Source organism: Dokdonella fugitiva (assembly GCF_004342425.1).
GTDB lineage: Bacteria > Pseudomonadota > Gammaproteobacteria > Xanthomonadales > Rhodanobacteraceae > Dokdonella_A > Dokdonella_A fugitiva.
In genome coordinates this window covers 520,700-541,327 of record NZ_SLWQ01000002.1, presented here as the reverse complement: position 1 = coordinate 541,327, position 20,628 = coordinate 520,700, and the positions used below count along the sequence as shown (strand labels likewise).

Annotated in this window: 17 protein-coding genes; 12 read left to right on the top strand and 5 right to left on the bottom strand. The window is 70.3% G+C overall.

What is annotated here, in order from left to right; genetic code table 11:
- Positions 1–254: 254 nt before the first annotated feature.
- The 5 genes from EV148_RS06705 (at position 255) to EV148_RS06685 (ending at position 4,603) form a co-directional block, all read left to right on the top strand.
- Positions 255–866: a DUF2066 domain-containing protein gene (locus EV148_RS06705; RefSeq protein WP_158287353.1), complete on the top strand. Its 612-nt coding sequence runs from the start codon at positions 255–257 to the stop codon at positions 864–866.
- Positions 867–876: 10 nt separating this feature from the next.
- Positions 877–1,440 carry a CDP-alcohol phosphatidyltransferase family protein gene (locus tag EV148_RS06700; protein ID WP_131995351.1) on the top strand — a complete coding sequence of 188 codons (564 nt, stop codon included), beginning with the start codon at positions 877–879 and terminating at the stop codon, positions 1,438–1,440.
- Positions 1,437–2,627: an AI-2E family transporter gene (locus EV148_RS06695; RefSeq protein ID WP_131995348.1), complete on the top strand. Its 1,191-nt coding sequence runs from the start codon at positions 1,437–1,439 to the stop codon at positions 2,625–2,627. The genes EV148_RS06700 and EV148_RS06695 overlap by 4 nt, the downstream gene beginning before the upstream one ends.
- 1 nt (position 2,628) lies before the next feature.
- Positions 2,629–3,318 (top strand): DnaA regulatory inactivator Hda, encoded by a 690-nt coding sequence (gene hda, locus EV148_RS06690; RefSeq protein WP_131995345.1) that lies wholly within the window; start codon positions 2,629–2,631, stop codon positions 3,316–3,318.
- A gap of 145 nt (positions 3,319–3,463) precedes the next feature.
- Entirely contained in the window at positions 3,464–4,603 is a 1,140-nt protein-coding gene (locus EV148_RS06685) for a choice-of-anchor Q domain-containing protein (protein WP_131995342.1), read from the top strand.
- A 73-nt stretch (positions 4,604–4,676) separates the two neighbouring features.
- Here EV148_RS06685 and EV148_RS06680 read toward each other — a convergent pair whose 3' ends face one another.
- Both EV148_RS06680 and EV148_RS06675 read right to left on the bottom strand, forming a co-directional pair.
- Positions 4,677–5,015 carry a DMT family protein gene (locus EV148_RS06680; RefSeq protein WP_131995339.1) on the bottom strand — a complete coding sequence of 113 codons (339 nt, stop codon included), beginning with the start codon at positions 5,013–5,015 and terminating at the stop codon, positions 4,677–4,679.
- Positions 5,016–5,301: 286 nt separating this feature from the next.
- Positions 5,302–6,561, bottom strand: coding sequence for a M24 family metallopeptidase (locus EV148_RS06675; RefSeq protein WP_131995336.1), 1,260 nt, complete (start codon positions 6,559–6,561; stop codon positions 5,302–5,304).
- A gap of 178 nt (positions 6,562–6,739) precedes the next feature.
- On the opposite strand from EV148_RS06675, the gene EV148_RS06670 reads away from it, so the two are divergent.
- Positions 6,740–7,285, top strand: a complete 546-nt coding sequence (locus EV148_RS06670; protein WP_131995333.1) for a hypothetical protein — start codon at positions 6,740–6,742, stop codon at positions 7,283–7,285.
- Here the strand turns inward: EV148_RS06670 and EV148_RS06665 are convergent.
- Both EV148_RS06665 and EV148_RS06660 read right to left on the bottom strand, forming a co-directional pair.
- Positions 7,174–9,654 (bottom strand): ABC transporter permease, encoded by a 2,481-nt coding sequence (locus EV148_RS06665; protein WP_131995329.1) that lies wholly within the window; start codon positions 9,652–9,654, stop codon positions 7,174–7,176. The genes EV148_RS06670 and EV148_RS06665 overlap by 112 nt on opposite strands.
- Positions 9,651–10,412: an ABC transporter ATP-binding protein gene (locus EV148_RS06660; RefSeq protein WP_131995326.1), complete on the bottom strand. Its 762-nt coding sequence runs from the start codon at positions 10,410–10,412 to the stop codon at positions 9,651–9,653. Before EV148_RS06660 ends, EV148_RS06665 begins: the two co-directional genes overlap by 4 nt.
- Between EV148_RS06660 and EV148_RS06655 the strand changes: the two genes are divergently transcribed.
- The 5 genes from EV148_RS06655 to EV148_RS06635 all read left to right on the top strand — a co-directional run bounded on the left by EV148_RS06655 (position 10,411) and on the right by EV148_RS06635 (position 15,894).
- Positions 10,411–11,019, top strand: a complete 609-nt coding sequence (locus EV148_RS06655; protein ID WP_131995323.1) for an arylesterase — start codon at positions 10,411–10,413, stop codon at positions 11,017–11,019. The genes EV148_RS06660 and EV148_RS06655 overlap by 2 nt on opposite strands.
- A 194-nt stretch (positions 11,020–11,213) precedes the next feature.
- Positions 11,214–13,385 carry a peptidyl-dipeptidase Dcp gene (gene dcp, locus EV148_RS06650; RefSeq protein ID WP_131995320.1) on the top strand — a complete coding sequence of 724 codons (2,172 nt, stop codon included), beginning with the start codon at positions 11,214–11,216 and terminating at the stop codon, positions 13,383–13,385.
- A 283-nt stretch (positions 13,386–13,668) separates the two neighbouring features.
- Entirely contained in the window at positions 13,669–14,436 is a 768-nt protein-coding gene (locus tag EV148_RS06645; RefSeq protein ID WP_131995317.1) for a HipA family kinase, read from the top strand.
- Complete coding sequence (locus tag EV148_RS06640) at positions 14,423–14,824, top strand: DUF3037 domain-containing protein (RefSeq protein WP_241988001.1); 402 nt, start codon at positions 14,423–14,425, stop codon at positions 14,822–14,824. The genes EV148_RS06645 and EV148_RS06640 overlap by 14 nt, the downstream gene beginning before the upstream one ends.
- On the top strand, positions 14,821–15,894 hold the full coding sequence (locus EV148_RS06635) for a winged helix DNA-binding domain-containing protein (protein ID WP_131995311.1): 1,074 nt from the start codon (positions 14,821–14,823) through the stop codon (positions 15,892–15,894). Before EV148_RS06640 ends, EV148_RS06635 begins: the two co-directional genes overlap by 4 nt.
- Before the next feature lie 69 nt (positions 15,895–15,963).
- Here the strand turns inward: EV148_RS06635 and EV148_RS06630 are convergent, their stop codons facing one another.
- On the bottom strand, positions 15,964–17,025 hold the full coding sequence (locus EV148_RS06630) for a choice-of-anchor Q domain-containing protein (RefSeq protein WP_131995308.1): 1,062 nt from the start codon (positions 17,023–17,025) through the stop codon (positions 15,964–15,966).
- Between the two features lie 237 nt (positions 17,026–17,262).
- On the opposite strand from EV148_RS06630, the gene EV148_RS06625 reads away from it, so the two are divergent.
- Positions 17,263–20,499 carry an Ig-like domain repeat protein gene (locus tag EV148_RS06625; protein WP_158287352.1) on the top strand — a complete coding sequence of 1,079 codons (3,237 nt, stop codon included), beginning with the start codon at positions 17,263–17,265 and terminating at the stop codon, positions 20,497–20,499.
- Positions 20,500–20,628 lie beyond the last annotated feature (129 nt).

The following is a 20,628-nucleotide window of genomic DNA, read 5'->3' as shown; positions in this document are numbered from 1 at the left end:
GCGGCGCGGGGCCGCGCATTCTAGCAGGGTGCCGCGAAAGTGCTCCTTGCGCGGCCGGCGGGGTGCGGATCTTCGCGGCCGGACGCGCCGGAACACGCCGCCATACGCCGTTTTCGCCCGCTCCGCCGCCGCCGCGCGGCGCCCGTGCATGGACGCGCTGGCGCCCTTTGGGCAGACTTGCGCCCATCGACAGGCTTATGGAAGACCCCGTGCGAATCCCTGTTCCGCGCGTGTCCCGCCCCGTGACGGGGATTGTGCTGGCGTTGCTGGCGGCGCTGTTGCCGGTGCTGGCGGGCGCCGCTCCTTCGACCTATACCGGCACCGCGCCGGTCAATTCGCAGTCCGACGAGGAACGCACGGGCGCGCTGCAGACCGCGCTCGCCAACGTCGTGATCGAGCAAACCGGCGACAGCAGCGTGATCGCGCGCCCCGACCTCGCCAAGGCGATCGAGAAGGCCGAGCGCTACATGCTGCAGTACTCGTACCGGCGCAACCCGCAGGGCGACGCGCCGATGACCCTGGTCGTGCAGTTCGACGCCGGCGCGGTCGACCAGATGCTGCAGAAGTTCGGCCTCGGCGCGCTCGGCGCAGTCCCGCTCGCGCCGGAGACGCCGACCGAGGCGACCGTGTGGATCGGCGGCATCCGCGACGCCGACGACTACGCGCGCGTGATCGGCTACCTCAACCGCAACAACTTCGTGAAGGCGGTGCAGCCGACCGCGGCGACCTCGGACGGCATCCTCGTCCACCTGTCGCTGTCGACCGACGTCGCCCATTTCCTCGGCGTGGTCGCGATGGAGCGCACGCTCGCGGAAGGCACCAGCCGCGTCGACGGCGCGGACGCGGCGCTCGTGCTCGGCCACTGAAGCGGCGGCCGTGCTGCGCCACCTGCCCAACCTCATCACCGCGCTGCGCATGCTGCTGGTGCTGCCGTTGTGCTGGCTCATCGATGCCGGCCGCTACGACGGCGCGCTGCTCGTCGCCGCGGTCGCCGCGGCGAGCGATGCGCTGGACGGCTGGCTCGCCAAGCATTTCGGTTGGCAGACCTGGATCGGTGGCATGCTCGACCCGATCGCCGACAAGCTGCTGCTGATGGCCGCGTTCGTCTCGCTCGCGCTGTCGGGCGAGCTGCCGGGCTGGCTGCCCGTGCTCGTCGTCGGCCGCGACGTCGCGATCGTCTCGGGTGCGATCGCGTACCACAACCTCGTCGGTCGGTTCGACGCGGCGCCGAGCCGGCTGTCGAAGGCGACCACCGCGGTGCAGCTCGCGTTCGTGCTGGCCGAGCTCCTGCGCCTGTCGAATTGGCTCGCCGTGTCGCCCGCGGTGCGCAGCGCGATGATCGCCGTCACCGCGGCGATCACGCTCGCGAGCGGCCTGCACTACATCGTCGTATGGGGCACGCGCGCGCGCCGCACCCTGCGTGAAGGAAGGTCACGATGAACACCCCCGCCGGCGACGGCCTGCACCTGCGCTGGCAGTGGCTGATCCTGCTCGTTTCGGTCGGCTTCGTGGTCTGGCTGCTCGCGCCGGTATTGATGCCATTCGTCGCCGCGGCGCTGTTCGCCTATCTCGCCGACCCGATCGTCGACCGCCTCGAGCGCTGGATGAGCCGCGGCCTCGCGGTGAGCCTCGTGTTCCTCGTCGTCGCACTCGTCGTCATCGTGATCCTGCTGCTGCTCGTGCCGTTCACCGAGCGGCAGATCGGCGCGTTCCTCGGCCAGTTGCCGGTCTGGCTCGACTGGTTCCAGACGCGCGCGACGCCATGGCTCGAGACGCAGTTCGGCATCTCGCCCGACGTGCTCGACACGCAGCGCATCCTGGCTGCGCTGCAGGCGCACTGGAAGGAAGCCGGCGGCGTCGCCGCGGGCGTGCTCGCGAAGGTGTCGAAGTCCGGCATGACCGTGGTCGGCTGGGTGCTCAACCTCGTCATGGTGCCGGTCGTCGCGTTCTACCTGCTGCGCGACTGGGACGTGCTCGTCGAACGCATCCACGCGCTGATCCCGCGTTCGATCGAACCGGTGGTCGCGCGCCTCGCGCGCGAATCCGACGACGTGCTCGGCGCGTTCCTGCGCGGCCAGCTCAGCGTCATGCTCGTGCTCGGCGCGTTCTACGGCATCGGCCTGTGGCTGGTCGGCGTCAGTGTCGGCCCGCTGATCGGCATGATCGCCGGCCTCATCAGCTTCGTGCCGTACCTCGGCGCGATCACCGGCGTCGTCATGGGCGTCGTCGCCGCGCTCGTGCAGTACCAGGACTGGGCGCACGTGCTGCTCGTGCTCGGCGTGTTCGCGGTCGGCCAGACGCTCGAAGGCTACGTACTCGTGCCCAAGCTCGTCGGCGACAAGATCGGCCTGCATCCGGTCGCGGTCATCTTCGCGGTGCTCGCCGGCGGCGAGCTGTTCGGCTTCCTCGGCGTGCTGCTCGCGTTGCCCGCGGCGTCCGTGGTGATGGTCGTGCTGCGCTACGTGTACGAGCGCTACACCTCCAGCGAGCTCTACACGACGGGCTCGGCGCCCGGCATCGTGGTCGTCGCGAAAGGCACGCAGCAGGCCGCCGTCGCGGAGGCGGCCGCCTCGGCCGCGCCGGCGCCGGGGCCGGTCCCGCCCCCGGCAGGCGCGCCGCCGGCCTGACATGAGTTCGCAGTTGCCGCTCGCGCTGCGCTGGCCGGCGCACCAGCGCCTCGAAGGCTTCGTCACCGGCGCCAACGGCGTTGCGCTCGAGGCGCTGCGTCGTGCATCGCGTGGCGAGGACGCCGCCTGGCTGTATCTGCACGGCGCACCGGGCAGCGGCCGCACGCACCTCCTCGTCGCCACCTGCGCGGCGGCGAGCGCGGATGGCCGCACCGCGCAGTACCTCTCGCTCGCCAGCCTGCGCACGCGGCGCGCGGAAGCGATCCGCGGCTTCGGCGGCAGCGACCTTCTCGCGCTCGATGACCTCGACGCGATCGCCGGCGAGCGCGACGCCGAGCATGCGCTGTTCGACCTCTACAACCGCTGTCGCGCCGAAGGATCGCTGCTGCTGTTCGCCGCCTCGGCGCCGCCGGCGCAGCTCGGCATCGGCTTGCCCGACCTCGTCTCGCGCCTGTCGGCCTGCACCCAGCTCGCATTGCGACCGCTGGACGAAGGCGAACGCCGCGCGCTGCTGCGCGAGCGCGCGCTCGCGCGCGGCATCGAACTCGACGCCGCCGCGCTCGACTGGCTGTTCGCGCGCAGCAAGCGCGACCTCGCGACCCTGTTCGACGTGCTCGATCGCATCGACCGCGCCTCGCTCGCGGCGAAGCGGCGCGTGACCCTGCCGTTCCTGCGCTCACTGTTCGACTGAGGCGGGCAGGCCGCGGCGCCCGCCGCCCGCGGCGCGGCTTGCGTCGCGCGCGCCGTTTGGCGACGATCCGCCGCGGGCGTGTCTCCTTCCGCCCCGCTTTGACGTTCCACTCTTCGAGCCCGCTTCACGCGTACCGGAGGAATCGATGAACGCTCGCGCAAGGATCTCCCGCTTTCTGTTCGCATCGCTGCTGCTCGCCGCGGGCGACGCCGCCGCGACCAACGCGGTCGTCTCCCCGCCGAACTGCAACGAAGCCGGTTTCACCACCGCGCTCAACACCGTCGACAACAGCGGCGGCGGCACGATCACGTTCAACTGCGGCACGGCGACGATCACGTTCACCGGCTACAAGACGATCGCCCACGATGTCGTCATCGACGGCGGCAGCGCGATCACGTTCGACGGCGGCAACAGCTCGGCCCTGTTCCAGGTGTTCGCGAGCGCGCACGTGACGCTCAAGGGCCTCACGCTGCAGCACGCGAAGTTCAGCGGCGCGCACGCGCTGGAGAACTTCGGCATGCTCACGCTCGACCACGTGCGCGTGCAGAACAACGTGTCGACCGGACCCACGGTCGCCAACGGCGGCAGCCTGCGCGTGCGCTGGAGTACGTTCACCGCCAACCAGAACACGGCGACGGGCATCGGCGGCGACGGCGGCGCGATCGCCAACGACGGCGGCGACGCGACGATCACGTCCAGCACGTTCAGCGGCAACTCCACCGGACGTTATGGCGGTGCGATCTTCAGCAATTCCACGCTCGACGTGGTCAATTCCACGTTCACGGGCAACGGCGCCGGCACCGGCGGCGGCGCGATCTACCAGACCGGCGCCGGTACCAGCACCGTGATGTATTCGACGATCGCCGGCAATACCGGCGGGGTGTTCGGTGGCGGCATCTACAACGACGGTGGCGGCAACGCGGCCTTGATCCTCAGCCGCTCGATCATCGCCGGCAACACCAACGGCAATTGCGACGGCGTGCTGACCTCCGGTGGCTACAACGTCTGGTCCGGCGCCACTTCATGCCCGTTCTCGCAGCCCGGCGACGGCAGCGGCAACCCGGTGCTCGGCGCACTCGCCAACAATGGCGGTCCGACGCAGACGATGGCCCCCGGTAGCGGCAGCGCGGCGATCAATCGCATCCCCGTAGCACAGTGCGCCTACCCGTATGACCAGCGCGGCGCAGTCCGTCCGCAACCGGTCCTGCCGAGCGGCGGCTGCGACAGCGGCGCCGTCGAGGTCGGCAGCGTGATCGACCTGATCTTCCAGGACGGCTTCGACTGAGCCACCGCCGGCGCCGCACCGACCGAAGTCATTCGTCGTCCCGGCGAAAGCCGGGACCCGATGCCGGCTGCCGTCACTCCTTGAAGATCAGGAAGCCGGCGACGACGATCAGCGCGAAGCCCGCGAGATGGTTCCAGCGGATCGGCGCGCCGAGGTAGGTGATCGAGAACACCACGAACACCGCGAGCGTGATCATCTCCTGCATCGCCTTGAGCTGGGCCGGGTTGTACACGGCGAAGCCGTAGCGGTTCGCCGGCACCTGCAGGCAGTACTCGAAGAACGCGATGCCCCAGCTCACGAGCACGACGAGCCACAGCGGGCGGCCGGTGAACTTGAGGTGGCCGTACCAGGCGAACGTCATGAACACGTTCGAGCCGATCAGCAGCATGACGGGCAGCAGGGCGTTCCACATGGAGGCAGCTCGAGGGTCGGGTGCGCGCATCCTAGCCGGACGCGATCTCCCGCGCGCAGCTTCGCCGCGGGGCCTGCTTCGTCGCGGCAGCACGCGTCAGGGACGGCGGCCCCATCCCCCGTTTGCGCTGGGCGCAGCCCGCGAAGCGGGCGGAGTCGGAGCGCCCGGGCAACCGACCGTGAACCTCCGTGGCGGCCCCTGGAGCCGCCTCCGGGCCGGGCCCACACCGGGTTCCGAACGACCCGCGTTCATCACGCATCGCGCGCCGGCGACGTCGCCGGCGCGCTCAGAATATTTCCTGCAGGCTCTTGGCGGGCGGCAGCAGCAAGCGGGCACCGTCGTCGGTGACAAGCATTTCGTCCTCGGTGCGGATGCCGAATTCGCCGACGAGGTAGATGCCGGGTTCGTTGCTGAACATGTTGCCCGGCGCCAGCGCGCGCGTGTTGCCGCCGACGAGGTAGTACCACTCGTGGCCGTCCATGCCGATGCCGTGGCCGAGGCGATGGGTGAAGTACTTGTAGCCCGGGCCATAGCCGTGCTCGGCGATGTGGCGGCGTGCCGCGGCGTCGACCTTCTCAGCGGCGACGCCGGGCCTCGCGGCCTTGAGGCCGGCGTCCTGGGCGCCGCGCACGATCTCGAACACGCGCTCCATCTTCGCGCTCGGCTTGCCGAACGCCATCGTGCGCGTGATGTCGGAGTTGTAACCTTCCACCTTGCAGCCGCCGTCGATGAGCACGACGTCGCCGTCCTTCAACGTGACGTCGCGGGTCAATCCGTGCGGATAGGCGGACGCTTCGCCGAACAGCACGAGCGTGTCGTCCTCGACGCCGAATTCGGCGTAGCGTGCACTGATGATCCCCGCGAGTTCGCTCTCGCTCATGCCTTCGCGCAACTCGCGCTGCACCTGCCGGTAGACCTGCGCGGTGATGTCGTTGGCGACCTGCATCAACTCGATTTCATGCGGCGACTTCACGCTGCGGCATCCGGCCGTCACGCCCGTCGCGCTGCCGAGCGTCAGCGTGGACAGGCGCTGCAACTGCTCCACCGCGTAGTAGCGCGTCGTTTCCTCGATGCCGAGCCTGGCCGTGAGCAAGCCGCGATCCTTCAACCCCGCGCGAATCCGTTCGATCGGCTTCTCGTGTTCTTCCCAGGCGTAGACCTTCACCTCGCTGCCGAGCTTCTCGCGCGCACGACCTTCCTCGAACGCCGGCGCGACGAAGAACGGCTCGCCCCGCTGCGGCAGCACCATCGCGAACAGCCGCTCGCTCAGCCACCAGTGCAAGCCGGTGAAATAGGACAACGTCGTGCCGCCCTCGACGAACACGGCATCGAGCCCGTTCGCCTTCATCAGGCGCCGCGCGTTCTCCTGGCGAGCGCGGTACTCGTCGGCGGTGATCGGCCGGATGCGATCGCGCAGCGCCTTGACCGTAGCCGCGTCGAAACGGGCCTTGGCCGTGTCGGCGCGCTCGCCGGCCATTGCGCGGCCGGCTGCCAGTCCAGCCAAGGCGACACCGGCACCTGCGGAGAAGAAGCGACGTCTGTCCATCGTGGCCCCGACTGGCGAAAGGTCGGTCCACAGTATCCGCAAACGCCCGTGCGCGGAACAGGAAGCGTCCGCCGCCGCTTGAGTGACGCAAGCGGCGATGCGTTCGGGGCAACTCAGTCCCGGGCGAGCCTGGCGCCGCTATGATCCGACGCCGCCATGGTCGGCGGCCGGAGGACCGATGGGATCGATCGATGCAGCACCGGGGCGCCGTGCGGCCTGGGCTTTCCTCGCGGCGCTGGCTGCCTTGCGCATGCTGTTCGCCTGGCACCTGCCGTTCGACACCGACGAGGCGCAGCACCTGCACGTCGTGTGGGCGTGGACGCAGGGGCTGCTGCCGTACCGCGACGTGTTCGACAACCATGCGCCGCTGTTCCAGTTGCTGAGCGCGCCGCTGTTCGCGGCGATCGGCGAGAACGCGGACGTGATCCGCCTGATGCGCCTCGCGGTCGTGCCGTGGTACGGGCTTGCGCACGACGTTGTGCGTGAGCGTGCAATAGACGAGCGCATCCCATGCGCCCGCGAGCGCGAAGCCCAGCGCGACGAGGCCCGGCAGCACGAGGAAACCCGCGACGAGCGCCCGCCAGCCAGCGCGCGTGGCGCTTCGCCTTCCGTTCAGGCGCGGCGCAGCACCGCCATCGGCGACGTGCGCGCAATGCGCCGCGTGCCGGCCCAGCCGGCGAACGCGACCAGCGCCGCCGCGGCCGCGACCAGCAGGGCGAGCTGACCGAGCGGCGGTGTATACCCTTCCAGTTTGAACACGCCGGCGGCGAGCGCGTTGCCGAGCGCGGCGGCGGCGGCGACGGCGATGCCGCCCGCGAGCAGGCCGAGCGCGACGAACTCGGCGAGCACCGCGATCGCGAGCTGGCGGCCGTGCGCGCCGAGCGTGCGCAGCAGCGCGGCCTCGAAGCGCCGTTCGTCGGCGGTCGCGGCGAGGGCGGCGAGCAGCACGAGCATGCCGGCGACGAGGCTGAAGCCGAGCACCCAGCTCGCCGCGCTGGTGACGCGGCCGATGATGTCGCGGATGCGGTCGAGCACGGCGTTGAGGTCGATCAGCGACAGGTTGGGGAAGTCGCGAGACAGCGCCGCGAGGGGAGCGGCGCCATCGCCGGCGAGATGAAAGCTCGCGACCATGCTGTGCGGCAGTTCTGCGCCGGTCGCGGGATCGAGCATGAGGAAGAAGTTCGCGCGGAACGAATCCCACTCGACCTTGCGGATGCTCGTGACCTCGGCGGCGATCTCGCGATCGCCGAAGCGCAAGGTGAGGGTATCGCCGAGCTTGAGGTCGAACAGCTCGACCCAGACCTGTTCGACCGAGATCGCCGGTCGCCTGGTCGCGGCGTCGAACCAGCGTCCCTGCACGAGCCGGTTCGCTTCCGGCAGGGTATCGCTCCAGCTCGCGCGCACTTCGCCTTCGATGAAGTCGCCCGCGCGGCGGTCGCCCTTCTCGGCGGCCACGGGCGCGTGGCCGTTGATCGCGACGAGCTTGCCGGAGGCGAGCGGCAGCAGGTTGACGTTCGATGCGTCCATTGCCTGCAGGCGCTCGCGCAACGAAGCTTCCTGCTCGGGCTGCAGGTTGATCGCGAACCAGTTCGGCGTGTCGGGCGGCAGGTCGGCGCGCCAGCGTTCGAGCAGCGACGGGCCGATCACGCCGAGCACGGCGAGCGCGGTGAGGCTGAGAGCGAGCGCGCCGGTCTGCAGCAGGGTCAGCGCGCGCCGGCGCGGCAGGTTGGCGAGGCCGAAGCGCAGCGCGCCGCGCAGGCGCGTGGAGACGCGGCGCACGCACCAGAGCAGGGCGAGGCCGAGCACCAACGTCGCGAGCGCGACCGCGGCGAAACCGATGCCGAGCGTGCCGGCGAGGCGCGCGCTGCCGGCACCGACCAACACGAGCAAGGCGCCGACCGCGACGGGCAAGAGATAAAGCACATCGAAGCGGCGCACGCGCGCGACGAGGTCGTGGCGGAACACGCGCAGCGGCTCGACGTCGCGCAGGCGCAGCAGCGGCGGCAATGCGAAGCCGAACAGCACGGCTACGCCGACGAGCAGCGCGGCGAGCGGCGGGCCCCACGGCAGTTCCGGTGGCGCGCCGGGCAGGAGGCCGCTCGCGAGTTCGAACACGAGCTGCTGCAGGCCGAGGCCGAGCGCGAGCCCGGCGAGGCACGCCGGCACCGCGAGCAACGCAAGTTCGAGCAGCAGCGCGGCGAGGATCTCGCCACGGCGCGCGCCGAGGCAACGCAGCAGCGCGACTTCCTCGCTCTTGCGTCGCGCGAAGCGCTGTGCGCCGAGCGCGATCGCGACGCCCGAAAGCAGCGCGGCGAGCAGCGCGGCGAGGCGCAGGAAGCCCTCGCCGCGTTCGAACGCGTTGCGCAGGTTCTGCTGCGCGTCCTGCACGGTCGTGATGCGCGCGCCCGCGGGCAGGTTCGGTTTCGCCCAGGCCGCGAACGCGGCGATCGCATCGCTGTCGCCGGCGAGCAGCAGGCGATGGCCGGCGCGGCTGCCCGCGCCGAGCAGGCCACCCGCCTCGGCGTCGCCGAGGTTCATGAGCACGCGCGGCGCGATGCGGAACGGGTTGCCGCTGTCGGGTGCCTTGGCGATCTCGCCGGCGACGGCGAGTTCGCGGCCACCGAGCTGCACGTTCGCGCCGACCGCGACGCCGAGCGCGACGAGCGCGGCATGGTCGGCGTAGATCGACCCCGGCGGCGGCGCGTGCGCGTCGCGCTCGACGCCGTCGGCGCCGCGCACGCTGAGCGCGCCGCGCAGCGGGAACGCGGCGTCGCTCGCGCGCACCTCGCACAGCTGGCTGCGTTCGTTGGCGAACAGGACGCTCGGAAACTGGGCGAGGTGGTTGATCGCGAGGCCGCGTCGCTGCGCTTCTTCTGCGAGTCCGGTCGGCAACGCGCGCGGCGAACCAAGCGCGAGATCGCCGCCGATGAGTTCGGCGGCCGAGGCGACGAGCGCGCGTTCGACGCGCGCGGCGAGCGTCGCGACCGCAGCCATCGCGGCGACCGCGAGCACGAGCGCCATCGCGAGCGTCGCGAGTTCCGCGTGGCGGAATTCGCGGCGCAGGCTGCGTGCGGCGAAAGCAAGGGGCCTCATGCCTGGGACTCTCGTCGCGTGGCTTCGCTCATCCCGCCATCCGCTTTGCCAATGGTCTCCCCCTCTCCTGCGGCGGCAGAGGCCTCTATGCGGCCCTCCCGCAAGCGCAGGCTGCGCGCGCAGCGCGCCGCGAGGGTGGCGTCGTGCGTGACAAGCACGAGGGTGGTCGCGTGCTCGCGGTTGAGCGCGAAAAGGAGATCGCCGATGCCGGCGCCGGTGCGCTGGTCGAGGTTGCCGGTCGGCTCGTCCGCGAACAGGATGTCGGGACCATGCACGAACGCGCGCGCGAGCGCGACGCGCTGCTGCTCGCCGCCGGAGAGTTGCGCGGGATAGTGATGGCGGCGCGCGCCGAGGCCGACCCGAGCGAGTGCGTCGGCGGCGCGTTCGCGCGCGTCGTCGCGGCCGTCGAGTTCGAGCGGCAGCATGACGTTTTCTTCGGCGTTCAGCGCCGGTAACAGGTGGAAGCTCTGGAATACGAAGCCGACGCGGCTGCGGCGAAGGCGTGCGCGCGCTTCCTCGTCGAGCGCGTCAAGGCGCTCGCCGGCGAGTGCGATCGTGCCCGAACTCGGCCGGTCGAGGCCGGCGAGCAGGCCGAGCAGGGTGGTCTTGCCCGAACCCGATGCGCCGACGATCGCGAGGCTGTCGCCGCGTTCGACCGCGAGGCTCACGCGGTCGAGGATCGTCAGGCGGCCGTCGGGGCCGTCGACGGTTTTGCTAACCTCGCTCGCATACAAGGCCGATCCGGTGCCGTCACTCATGCTGCGTATCCTTTTCGTGTTGCTGTTGTCGTTGTCCGCTACGCCCGCCGTCGCCGCGCCGGGCCCGGTGCTCGTGCTCGGCGATTCGCTGTCGGCCGCCTACGGCATCTCGCCGAGGGAAGGCTGGGTCGCGTTGCTCGAAGAACGCCTCGCGTCCGCCAAGCCCATACGTAAAGTCGTCAACGCCAGCATCAGCGGCGAGACCAGTGCCGGCGGCCTCGCGCGCCTGCCGGCGTTGCTGAAGGAGCATGCGCCGGCGCTCGTCGTGGTCGAACTCGGTGCCAACGACGGCCTGCGCGGGTTGCCGCTCGCGCAGTTGCGCGCGAACCTCGCGAAGATCCTCGAGGCCGTGCGCGGGGCCGGCGCGCGCGCCGTGCTGGTCGGCATCGAGCTGCCCGTGAACTACGGGCCGCACTACCGCGACGGCCTGCGCGAGTTGTATCGGGGCCTCGCCGGCGAATTCAACGTGCCGTTGGTCCCGTTCCTGCTCGACGGCGTCGCGCTCGACCCCGCGCTGATGCAGGACGACGGCCTCCATCCACGCGCCGCAGCCGAGCCGCGGGTGCTCGAGAACGTGTGGAAGGTCCTCGAGCCTGCGTTGATGTAGGAGCCCGCCCTGCGGTGGTCGCGCACGGGGTGCGCTCCTGCAGGGGGCGCGGCCCTCAGCCCCGGGGCCTTCGGCCCTCGGCCGCCGCATGGGCCGAATGGCACATGGCGGCCGCCCCGGCCCGCGACTAGGCTGGCCGGCCATGCGTCGGTTTGCGTCCGCTCCGCCGCCTTTTTCCGCTACGGGGAACCCCAATGCTGCGAACGAAGATCCTCACGACGACGATGAACCTGATCCTGTTCGGCGCCACCGCCGCCGTGCTGCAACCGGCCGAGGTGTTCGCCAAGGCTGCCACCGCGGCGCTGCCGGCGAGCAATCCGTTCGCGCACGAGAGCACGCTGCCGTTCCACGCGCCGCCGTTCGACAAGATCAAGGACGCCGACTACCAGCCGGCGATCGAGGCGGGCATGCGCGAGCAGATCGCCGAGATCGGGAAGATCGCCGCGTCGAAGGACGAGCCGACGTTCGCCAACACGATCGAAGCGATGGAGCGCAGCGGCCAGACCCTGAACCGCGTCGGCGCGGTGTTCGGCGCGATCACGAGCGCCAACACCAACGAGACGCTGCAGAAGGTGCAGGCGGCAGTCGCTCCGAAGCTCGCCGAGCACCAGGATGCGATTTATCTCAACGACAAGCTGTTCCAGCGCGTGAAGAAGCTCTACGACGCGCGCGCGTCGCTCGGCCTCGATGCCGAGCAGACCGAGCTGGTCGAGCGCTACTACCGCAACTTTGTGCGCGCGGGCGCCCAGCTCGGCGAGGCCGACAAGGCGAAGCTGCGCGAGCTCAACAAGGAAGAGTCGACGCTCACGACCGAGTTTGGCACCAAGCTGCTCGCGGCCAGCAACGCGGGCGCGGTGATCGTGTCCGACAAGGCGGAACTCGCCGGTCTCTCCGATGCCGACATCGCCGCCGCGGCCGATGCGGCGAAGGCGCGCAAGCAGGAGGGCAAGTACGCGCTCACCCTGCAGAACACCACGCAGCAGCCGGCGCAGGTTTCGCTCGAGAACCGCGCCACGCGCGAGAAGCTGTTCGAGGCTTCGACGATGCGCGCCGAGCACGGCGATGCGAACGATACGCGCGCGATCATCCAGCGCCTCGCCGTGCTGCGCGCCGAGCGCGCCAAGCTGCTCGGCTACCCGAACTACGCCGCCTACACGCTCGAAGACCAGATGGCGAAGACGCCCGAGGCGGCCGAGAAGCTCATGACCGACATGGTGCCTGCGGCGACCGCGAAGGCGCGCGGTGAGGCGGCCGCGATGCAGGCGCTCATCGACAAGGAAAACGGCGGCTTCAAGCTCGCGCCTTGGGACTGGCAGCACTACGCCGAGAAGGTGCGCAAGGCGCAGTACGACCTCGACGAGTCGCAGATCAAGCCGTACCTCGAGATCAACCGCGTGCTGCAGGATGGCGTGTTCTACGCCGCCAACCAGATGTACGGACTCACGTTCAAGGAGCGCAAGGACATTCCGGTCTACCACCCGGACGTGCGCGTATTCGAAGTGTTCGACAAGGACGGCACGTCGCTGGCACTGTTCTACGCGGACTACTGGAAGCGCGACAGCAAGCGCGGCGGCGCGTGGATGGACAACTTCGTCGGCCAGTCGGGCCTGCTCGGCACCAAGCCGGTCGTGTTCAACGTCTGCAACTTCACCAAGCCGGCCGCGGGCCAGCCGGCGCTGATCAGCTGGGACGACGCGACGACGATGTTCCACGAGTTCGGCCATGCGCTGCACGGCATGTTCTCGAACGTGAAGTACCCGACCCTGTCCGGCACCGGCGTGCCGCGCGACTTCGTCGAGTTCCCGTCGCAGTTCAACGAGCACTGGGCAAGCGATCCGAAGGTGTTCGCGAACTTCGCCAAGCACTACCAGACCGGCGCGCCGATGCCGGCCGAGCTGGTCGAGAAGATCAAGAAGTCCAAGACCTTCGACCAGGGCTTCGCGACGGTCGAGTACCTCGCCGCCGCGCTGCTCGACATGAGCTGGCATTCGCTCCCCGCCGACGCCGGCAAGCAGGACGTCGATGCATTCGAGAAGAAGACGCTGCACGACTTCAAGATCGACATGTACGAAGTCCCGCCGCGCTACCGCACCTCGTACTTCGCGCACATCTGGGGCGGCGGCTACGCGGCCGGCTACTACGCCTACCTCTGGAGCGAGGTGCTCGACCACGACGCGTTCTACTGGTTCCGCGAGCACGGCGGCATGACGCGCGAGAACGGCCAGCGTTTCCGCGACATGGTGCTCTCGCGCGGCAGCACCGAGGACATGGCGAAGATGTACCGCGACTTCCGCGGCCGCGATCCGAGCGTCGAGCCGCTGCTCGAGCAGCGTGGCCTCAAGGAAGAATCGCCGGCCGCGAAGTAGGCGCTCGCGTTTTTCGAAGCATGCGAGGGAGGGACTTCGGTCCCTCCCTTTTTCTTGTCCATGGAGGCGCGACGGCTGTGGGATGAAGGCGGATCCGCCCTGCGGGTCTGCGGGCGCAACGGCCTTCGCGCGGACACACCGCCCTTCCGCTCGCCGGATGCGTGGTGGGAACCCGAACGTCGCGGACCGTCGCGCGCAGGGTGCGCTCCTGCACGGTACGCCGCGCTAACGTGGAGCGGTGGAGCCCGCGATGCCTCCAGCCCTCATACCGTATCCTTCGCGCATGAGGACCATCACCGCGACCCGCTACGTCACCCCGCTGCGCGAAGGCGGCTCGCTGCCGGCGATCGTCGAGGGCGACGACATGGGCCTGTACGTGCTGAAGTTCCGCGGTGCGGGGCAGGGGCCGAAGGCGTTGATCGCCGAACTCGTCGCCGGCGAACTCGCGCGCGCGATCGGCCTGCCGGTGCCGGAGATCGTGTTCGTCGAACTCGATCCCGAACTGGCGCGCACGGAGCCCGACCCGGAGATCCAGCACCTGATCCGTGCGAGCGGCGGGCTCAACCTCGCGCTCGACTACCTGCCCGGGTCGATCACGTTCGATCCCGTCGTCGACCGGCCGGACGCCGCGCTCGCCTCGGCGATCGTCTGGTTCGATGCGTTCGTGACCAATGTCGACCGCACGCCGCGCAACACCAACCTGCTCGTCTGGCATCGCAAGCTCTGGCTGATCGACCACGGCGCCGCGCTGTACTTCCATCATGCGTGGGACGGCTACCCCGCGCGCGCGGGTGATCCGTTCACGCGCATCAGGGACCACGTCCTGCTGCCGTTCGCGACGCAGTTGCGCGAGGCCGACGCGCGTCTCGTCACGCTGTTGTCGCATGACGTGATCGAGAACGTCGTCGCGCGGATCCCCGACGCGTGGCTCGGCGGCGATGCACCGTTCGCCGACGCCGCGGCGCATCGCGCGGCCTATGCGGATTACCTCTGCCGGCGGCTCGAAGCGCCGCGCGCGTTCGTCGAGGAGGCGCTGCGTGCACGTGTATGACTATGCGGTGATCCGCGTCGTGCCGCGCGTCGAACGCGGCGAGTTCGTCAATGCGGGCGTCGTGCTGTCGTGTCGGGCCGGGCGCTTCCTCGAGGCGCGCATCGAACTCGACGAGGCGCGCCTGCGTATGCTCGACCCCGATGTCGATCTCGATACCGTGCGCGCGCACCTCGCCGCGTTCGCGGCGATCTGCGCCGGCGGCGACGACGCCGGGCCGATCGGCCGGCTGCCCGCGCGCGAGCGCTTCCGCTGGCTCACCGCGCCGCGCAGCACGATGATCCAGACCTCGCCCGTGCACGGTGGCCGCTGCGAGGACCACGCGACGATGCTCGAACGCCTGCTCGACACGATGGTGCGCGCGCCGGCGCTGAGGGCACCGCGCGCGTGAAGCGACGCGGCTTCGACCTGCCCGGCGCGCGTTTGCGCCGCCAACGCCTCGTCGGCGACGGTTTCCCTGCGGTTGCGCAAGCCGTGACGGCGCAGCTCGCGGTGCAGGCACAGGACTACCTCGGCATGCTGTGGGGCCTCGGCCAGCGCGTGCAGGGCGCAACCGAGGCGTCGGTCGAACATGCGTTCGCCGAGCGCAGCATCGTGCGTGGTTGGCCGCTGCGCGGCACCCTGCACGTCGTCGCGGGCGCCGACCATCGCTGGCTGCTCGAGCTGCTCGCGCCGCGCGTGCTAGAGCGCAGCCGGCGTCGCCTGAAGGACGAGTTCGACCTCGATGATCGCGTGATGGAGCGCGCACGCGCCATCTGCGAACGCGTACTGGACGGTGGTCGCGCGCTCGCGCGCGAGGCGCTCTACGCGGCCTTCGACGACGCGCGCATTCCGACTGCGGGCTCGCGCGGCCTGCACCTCGTCTGGTGGCTCGCGCATGCGGGCGTGCTCTGCTTCGGCACGCGCATCGGCAAGCAGCACTCCTTCGTGCTGCTCGACGACTGGTTGCCGCCCGCTCCATCGCGCCCGCGCGACGATGCACTGGCCGAACTCGCGCGCCGCTATTTCGCGAGCCGCGGCCCGGCCAGCGTGCAGGACTTCGCGTGGTGGTCGGGACTTGCCGCGGCGGAGGCCGCCGCCGCACACGAGGCCGTGCGCGGCGCGCTCGAACGCATCGACATCGATGGTCGCGCGTACTGGCACCTGCCCACGCGCGACGACGTCATCCCGGCCAGGCCGGCCCGCGTGCACCTGCTGCCCGCTTACGACGAATACACGGTCGCCTACCACGATCGCAGCGCATTCCTCGACGCCGCCCATGCGGAGCGCGCCGGCAACGGCATCTTCAAGCCCGCGTTGCTCCTCGACGGCCGCATCGCCGGCAGCTGGAAGCGCACGCTCGCGAAAACCACGGTCGCGATCGAGCCGGACTGGTTCGACCCGCCATCCGCCGCCGCGATCAAAGCGTTCGATGCCGCGGCAGCTCGCTACGCGGCCTTCAGCGGACGAATGCGCAAGTGACGGCAGCGGGGACGGCGTGGTCGCCGTGATGCGCGACCGGCACGGCCGGAGAGCACGCGCCACGCGCACTCAATGATCGAAGCCGTCGGCATGGATACGGTCGGGATTGGTTTCGTAGGCGCCGACGTCCACGGCGGCGCCTTGCATGCGCGCATCGCCGTCGACGTCATTGCTGCCGCCGATGCCGGTCGCGACGCCGCTGTCGACGAGTGGCGAGTCCGCGCGCAGGCGCGGGTGGGTGGGCGTCAGGAAGCCGGGATTGCCATGGCTCGGCACGTTGTCGGTGATCGTCGCATTGAGGAAGCTGCGCGTTTCGTAGTGCACGCGCGTGAATACGATGCCGGGACCATTGGTGGCGATGTCCGGGATCCCTTCCGGCCCGGTGCCACCCCACACGATGCTGTCGTCGAGCGTGATCTGGCTCGGGAAGTTGGCCGCAGCGAAGATCGACAGGCCGGTCGCCTCCTGGCTCGTCGAGATCCCCGCATTGCCGGTGATCGTGAGATGCGCGAGGCGCGTGACGGCGTTGTTGTTGAGCGAGCGCACGGGTGCATTGGAGTTGAAGCCGCCTCGCACGACGCTGTTGGCGAGAACGAGATCGCCGCCCGCATTGTTCAGGATCGCGGCCGACCCGCCGGCGCAGCCATCCAGCCGCAGGCGATGGAGGCGTGCAGTGGAACCCGGGTTCATTACGACGTCCAGGCAGGCACCAATGTCCACGTTGATGATGCCCTGGACGTTGCGCAGGGTCAGGTCGGTCACGTTGATCGTGTTGCCGCTCGTGCTCAAGCCCGCGTTCAACTCCAGCGCCGTGAGGGCCGTCGTGCCCACCAGCACCGTGCCCGATTCCGCGCCGAGGCGATGGGTCGCGCAGCTCGCGCCGCTCCAGCCGCCGCTGATGCTCACGGCCTGGTTCGAATGCGTGAGGACCAGGTAGAACGCATTGCCCCCACCCGCGGCGTAGGTGCCCTCGCGGATCCTGATCGTGATCGACGGGTCGGTCGACGTGGTCGCCTGGCTCATCGCGGCGTCGAGCTCGTCGGCCGTGCCGACGCAGGCGGTGTAGGCGTGGGCGAGGCCCGGCAGGGCGAAGACGAGGCAGGACAGGAAGCGGCGGGCGGAACGGAACATGGCGGTCCTCGGGGCGGTGCGGCGATGGATGTCGCGGGCCGCGGTACGCCTGCGCTGCCACGCGCGTCGTACCGCTATCGGTCGAAACGGAAGAGCGACCGGAATCCGACAGGCCGTCCGCGCGCGCCGGCCTGCGACCCGGGCGACGGGGACCGGGTGGCTTCGGGGAGGCTCGATGATCCGTTTCGCCGCTGTCTTCCGATGAAGGCGTCACGGGGTTACTACAGGGGAATCGTCATGCCGTCTCGCAAACCCGCCGCGCGCCTGCGCCGCAAGCCCTTGTCGGTGCTGGTGGAACGCCTGCTCTGGTCGTCCGCGGCCGCGCTCGCGGTGCCGGCCGCACTGCCCACGCCCGCGCAGGCGGCGACGATCACCGTCACGTCCACGGCGGACCCGGGCAACCCGGGCACCTGCACGTTGCGCCAGGCGATCGTCTCGACCAATACCGGCTCGGTCGCAGGCACTGCCTGCGCCAACAGCGGCAGCCCGGGCTTCGGTGTCGACGACACGATCCGCTTCGACGCCTCCCTCTTCAGCGCTGGCAACGCGACGATCACCCTCGCCGACCTGCCGGACAACTACCTGCATGTGGCCTCCAACGGCATCGTCACGATCGACGCCGGCACCGGCCGCAACGTCACCGTGCAGCGGCCGGCGAATGCGCAGAACAAGTTCCCGATCCTGTTCGGCGAGGCCTTGCAGAACGGCAACATCACGATGCGCTTGTACGGGATGACGTTGCGCAACGGCTATCTCGACGACACGCGCGGCGCGCTCAACGGCAAGCTCAACAAGTACAGCTTCGGCGGCTTCAACTCGGCGGGTGCCGGCGTCGGCGTGATCTACGGCCACCTCACGCTGGATCGCTGCACGATCGCCGACAACACCGTGCATTCGCCGGCGGGCGGCGCGAAGGGCGCGGGCGTGATGGCCGGCAACAACCTCACGATCCGCTCCTCGATCATCAGCGGCAACGAGGCGAAGGGCCCGGGGTCGATGGCCGCGGGCGTCTACTCGCAGCTCGGCACGGTCTCGATCATCGATTCGATCATCAGCGGCAATGTCGTGCAGGGCCCGATGGGCGGCGGCGCGGCCGGCATCGGCATCATGCTCGTGCCGTTCACCGCGATCACCACGTCCAAGCTCAACATCGTCAACTCGACCGTGAGCGGCAACCGCGCGCCGAACGCGGAGGGTTGGGGCGCGGCGATCTCGGCGCCGTTCGCCGCGCGCGTGACGATCGCCAACAGCACGTTCGCGTGCAACGACGCGCCCGCGGGCTCGGCGGCGATACACGTGCTGACGATGCCGACCAGCACCGATTTTTCGGTGTCGAGCACCATCTTCGCCGATACCCCCAATGCGCTCTGCCCCGCGCAAGGAACCAGTCGCGAGATCGAAGTCGTCGGCAGCGGCCCGGGCCACGTCCAGGGCGATCACAACCTGCTCGTCACGCCGGGCGCGATCGACGCGACGATGCCGTTCCCCGCCGACACCGCGTTCGGCGATCCGCAGCTCGGGCCGCTGCAATCGCTCGGTGGCCGGACGCAGGTGCACCCGATCGCGACGACCAGCCCAGCGCGCAATACCGGCAGCAATCCGCACGCGCTCGCGCGCGACCAGCGCGGCGCGGACTTCTCGCGGTCGGTCGGCAGCGCGCCCGACATCGGCGCGTTCGAACTGCAGCAGGCGGGGCTGTGCGGCAGCGCGCAGGGCGGCAGCTTCGCGAGCCTCACCGCGAGCTCGCCGAACCTGTGTTCGTCGGGTGCGACCTTGCAGGGCTTCTTCGGTTCGGGGCCGTGGAGCTGGTTCTGCGCACTCCCGTCCGATCCGCTCAACAACGAGTTCTGCGGCGCGAAGGTGCTGGCCAGCGCAACGCTCCTGCTGCAGGAGGCCAATGGCCAGCCGCTCGCGCACGTGCCGGTCTACGGCGAACCCCTGCGCCTGCGCGCGCGCCTGACCGGGCCCGTAAGCCCGCCACCCGGCGGCAAGGTCACCTTCGTCGATGCGACCGACGGCGGCTTCGCACCGCTTTGTGCCGATCGCACGCTCGACACCGGTTCGGGGACCGAGGGACAGGCGGACTGCGTGCCCGGCACGGGTGGCGCGCCGTACCTCCGGGCGGGACAGCGCCAGTTCCGCGTCACCTACGTGGGCGATTCGCGCTACGGCGCGACACAGTCGGCGCTGCAGTCGCTGACCGTGTTGCCCGCGACGTCGGTGACGACGCTGGCGCCGCAGCCACCCGGCACGCTCGGCGAACCGTTCACGGTCGCCGCCGATGTGAGCCTGGCGGCACCCAGCGAGGCCCCGCCATCGGGCGTGGTCGAAATACATGATCTCGCCGACGATACGACCTGCGTCTATTCGCTGGACGGTGCACAGCCGGGATGCCCCCTCACGCCAGCGAGTGCGGGCGTGCATCCGCTGCAGGTGACGTTCCACGGCGGTAGCGACATGCTGTCGAGTTCCGCGAGTGGCTCGCGCACGATCGCGCGCGCGCCCACCCAGGCCAGTGTCACGCTCGCACCGCCGGCGATCGTGTTCGGCGAAGCCGCGACGGCGATGATCGACATCGCCACGTCGGTCGATCCGCAGCTGGCCGTGCCCGGTGGAACCGTCGAAGTCGGCGACGGCGCGGGCGCGAGCTGCACGATCGTGCTGCCCGCGACGGATTGCACGCTGGTGCCGACGAGCGGCGGCACGCATGCGTTCACGGCGAGCTATGCGGGCGACGGCAACTTCGCCGCGAGCGCCTCGGCCCCGGCCGCGTTGCAGGTCGCGCAGGCGCCGACGATGACGGCCGTGTCGCTGTCAGCCGACACGATCGAGTTCGGCGCGTCGGTCCTCGTCACCGCGAGCATCGCCAGCGACGTGCCGGCCGCGCTCGCGCTGCCCGGCGGCTCGATCACCGTCGGCGACGGCGACGACGGTGCGGGTGACAGCTGCACGATCGTGCTGCCCTCGACGAGCTGCGAGCTCACGCCGACGAGCGCCGGCCAGAAGACGGTGACAGCGAGTTACGCCGGTGACGCCGGCTTCGCCGGCAGCAGTGGCTCGGTCGCGCTCGTCGTGCTCGAAGCGCCCGCGCAGCTCGCGCTCACGATCGACGACGGCCGCGATCACGCGCGCTACGGCGAAGCCCTGACGTACACGATCGTGTTGACCAACAGCGGCAACGGACCGGCGACCGATATCGGCATCAGCGGCGTGCCTGGCGCGGCGTTCGACGGCGCGACGCTCGCCTGGACCTGCGTGGCGGACAGCGGCGCGACCTGCACCGCGAGCGGCGGCGGCACGACGCTCGCCGACACGGTCACGTTGCCGCCGGGCAGCTCATTGACGTGGAGCGTGGACGTCACGGTTCCTCAGCAGGCGACCGGACCCGCGGCGGTGTTCAGCGCGAGCGCACTCGATGCGAATGCGAGCGACAGCGACGTGCTCGTGCTGTTCCGCGACGGCTTCGAGTCGTAGGCCCGGCCAAAGGCCACGCCATCCACGCAGTGCGCACCGAGCGCGACCGCAGCGCTTCGGCGTAGTAGTGTGACGCGCGGTCGCCCACGGGGTGGGCTCCTGCGGGGAGTCGGGCAACTGCGCGACCGG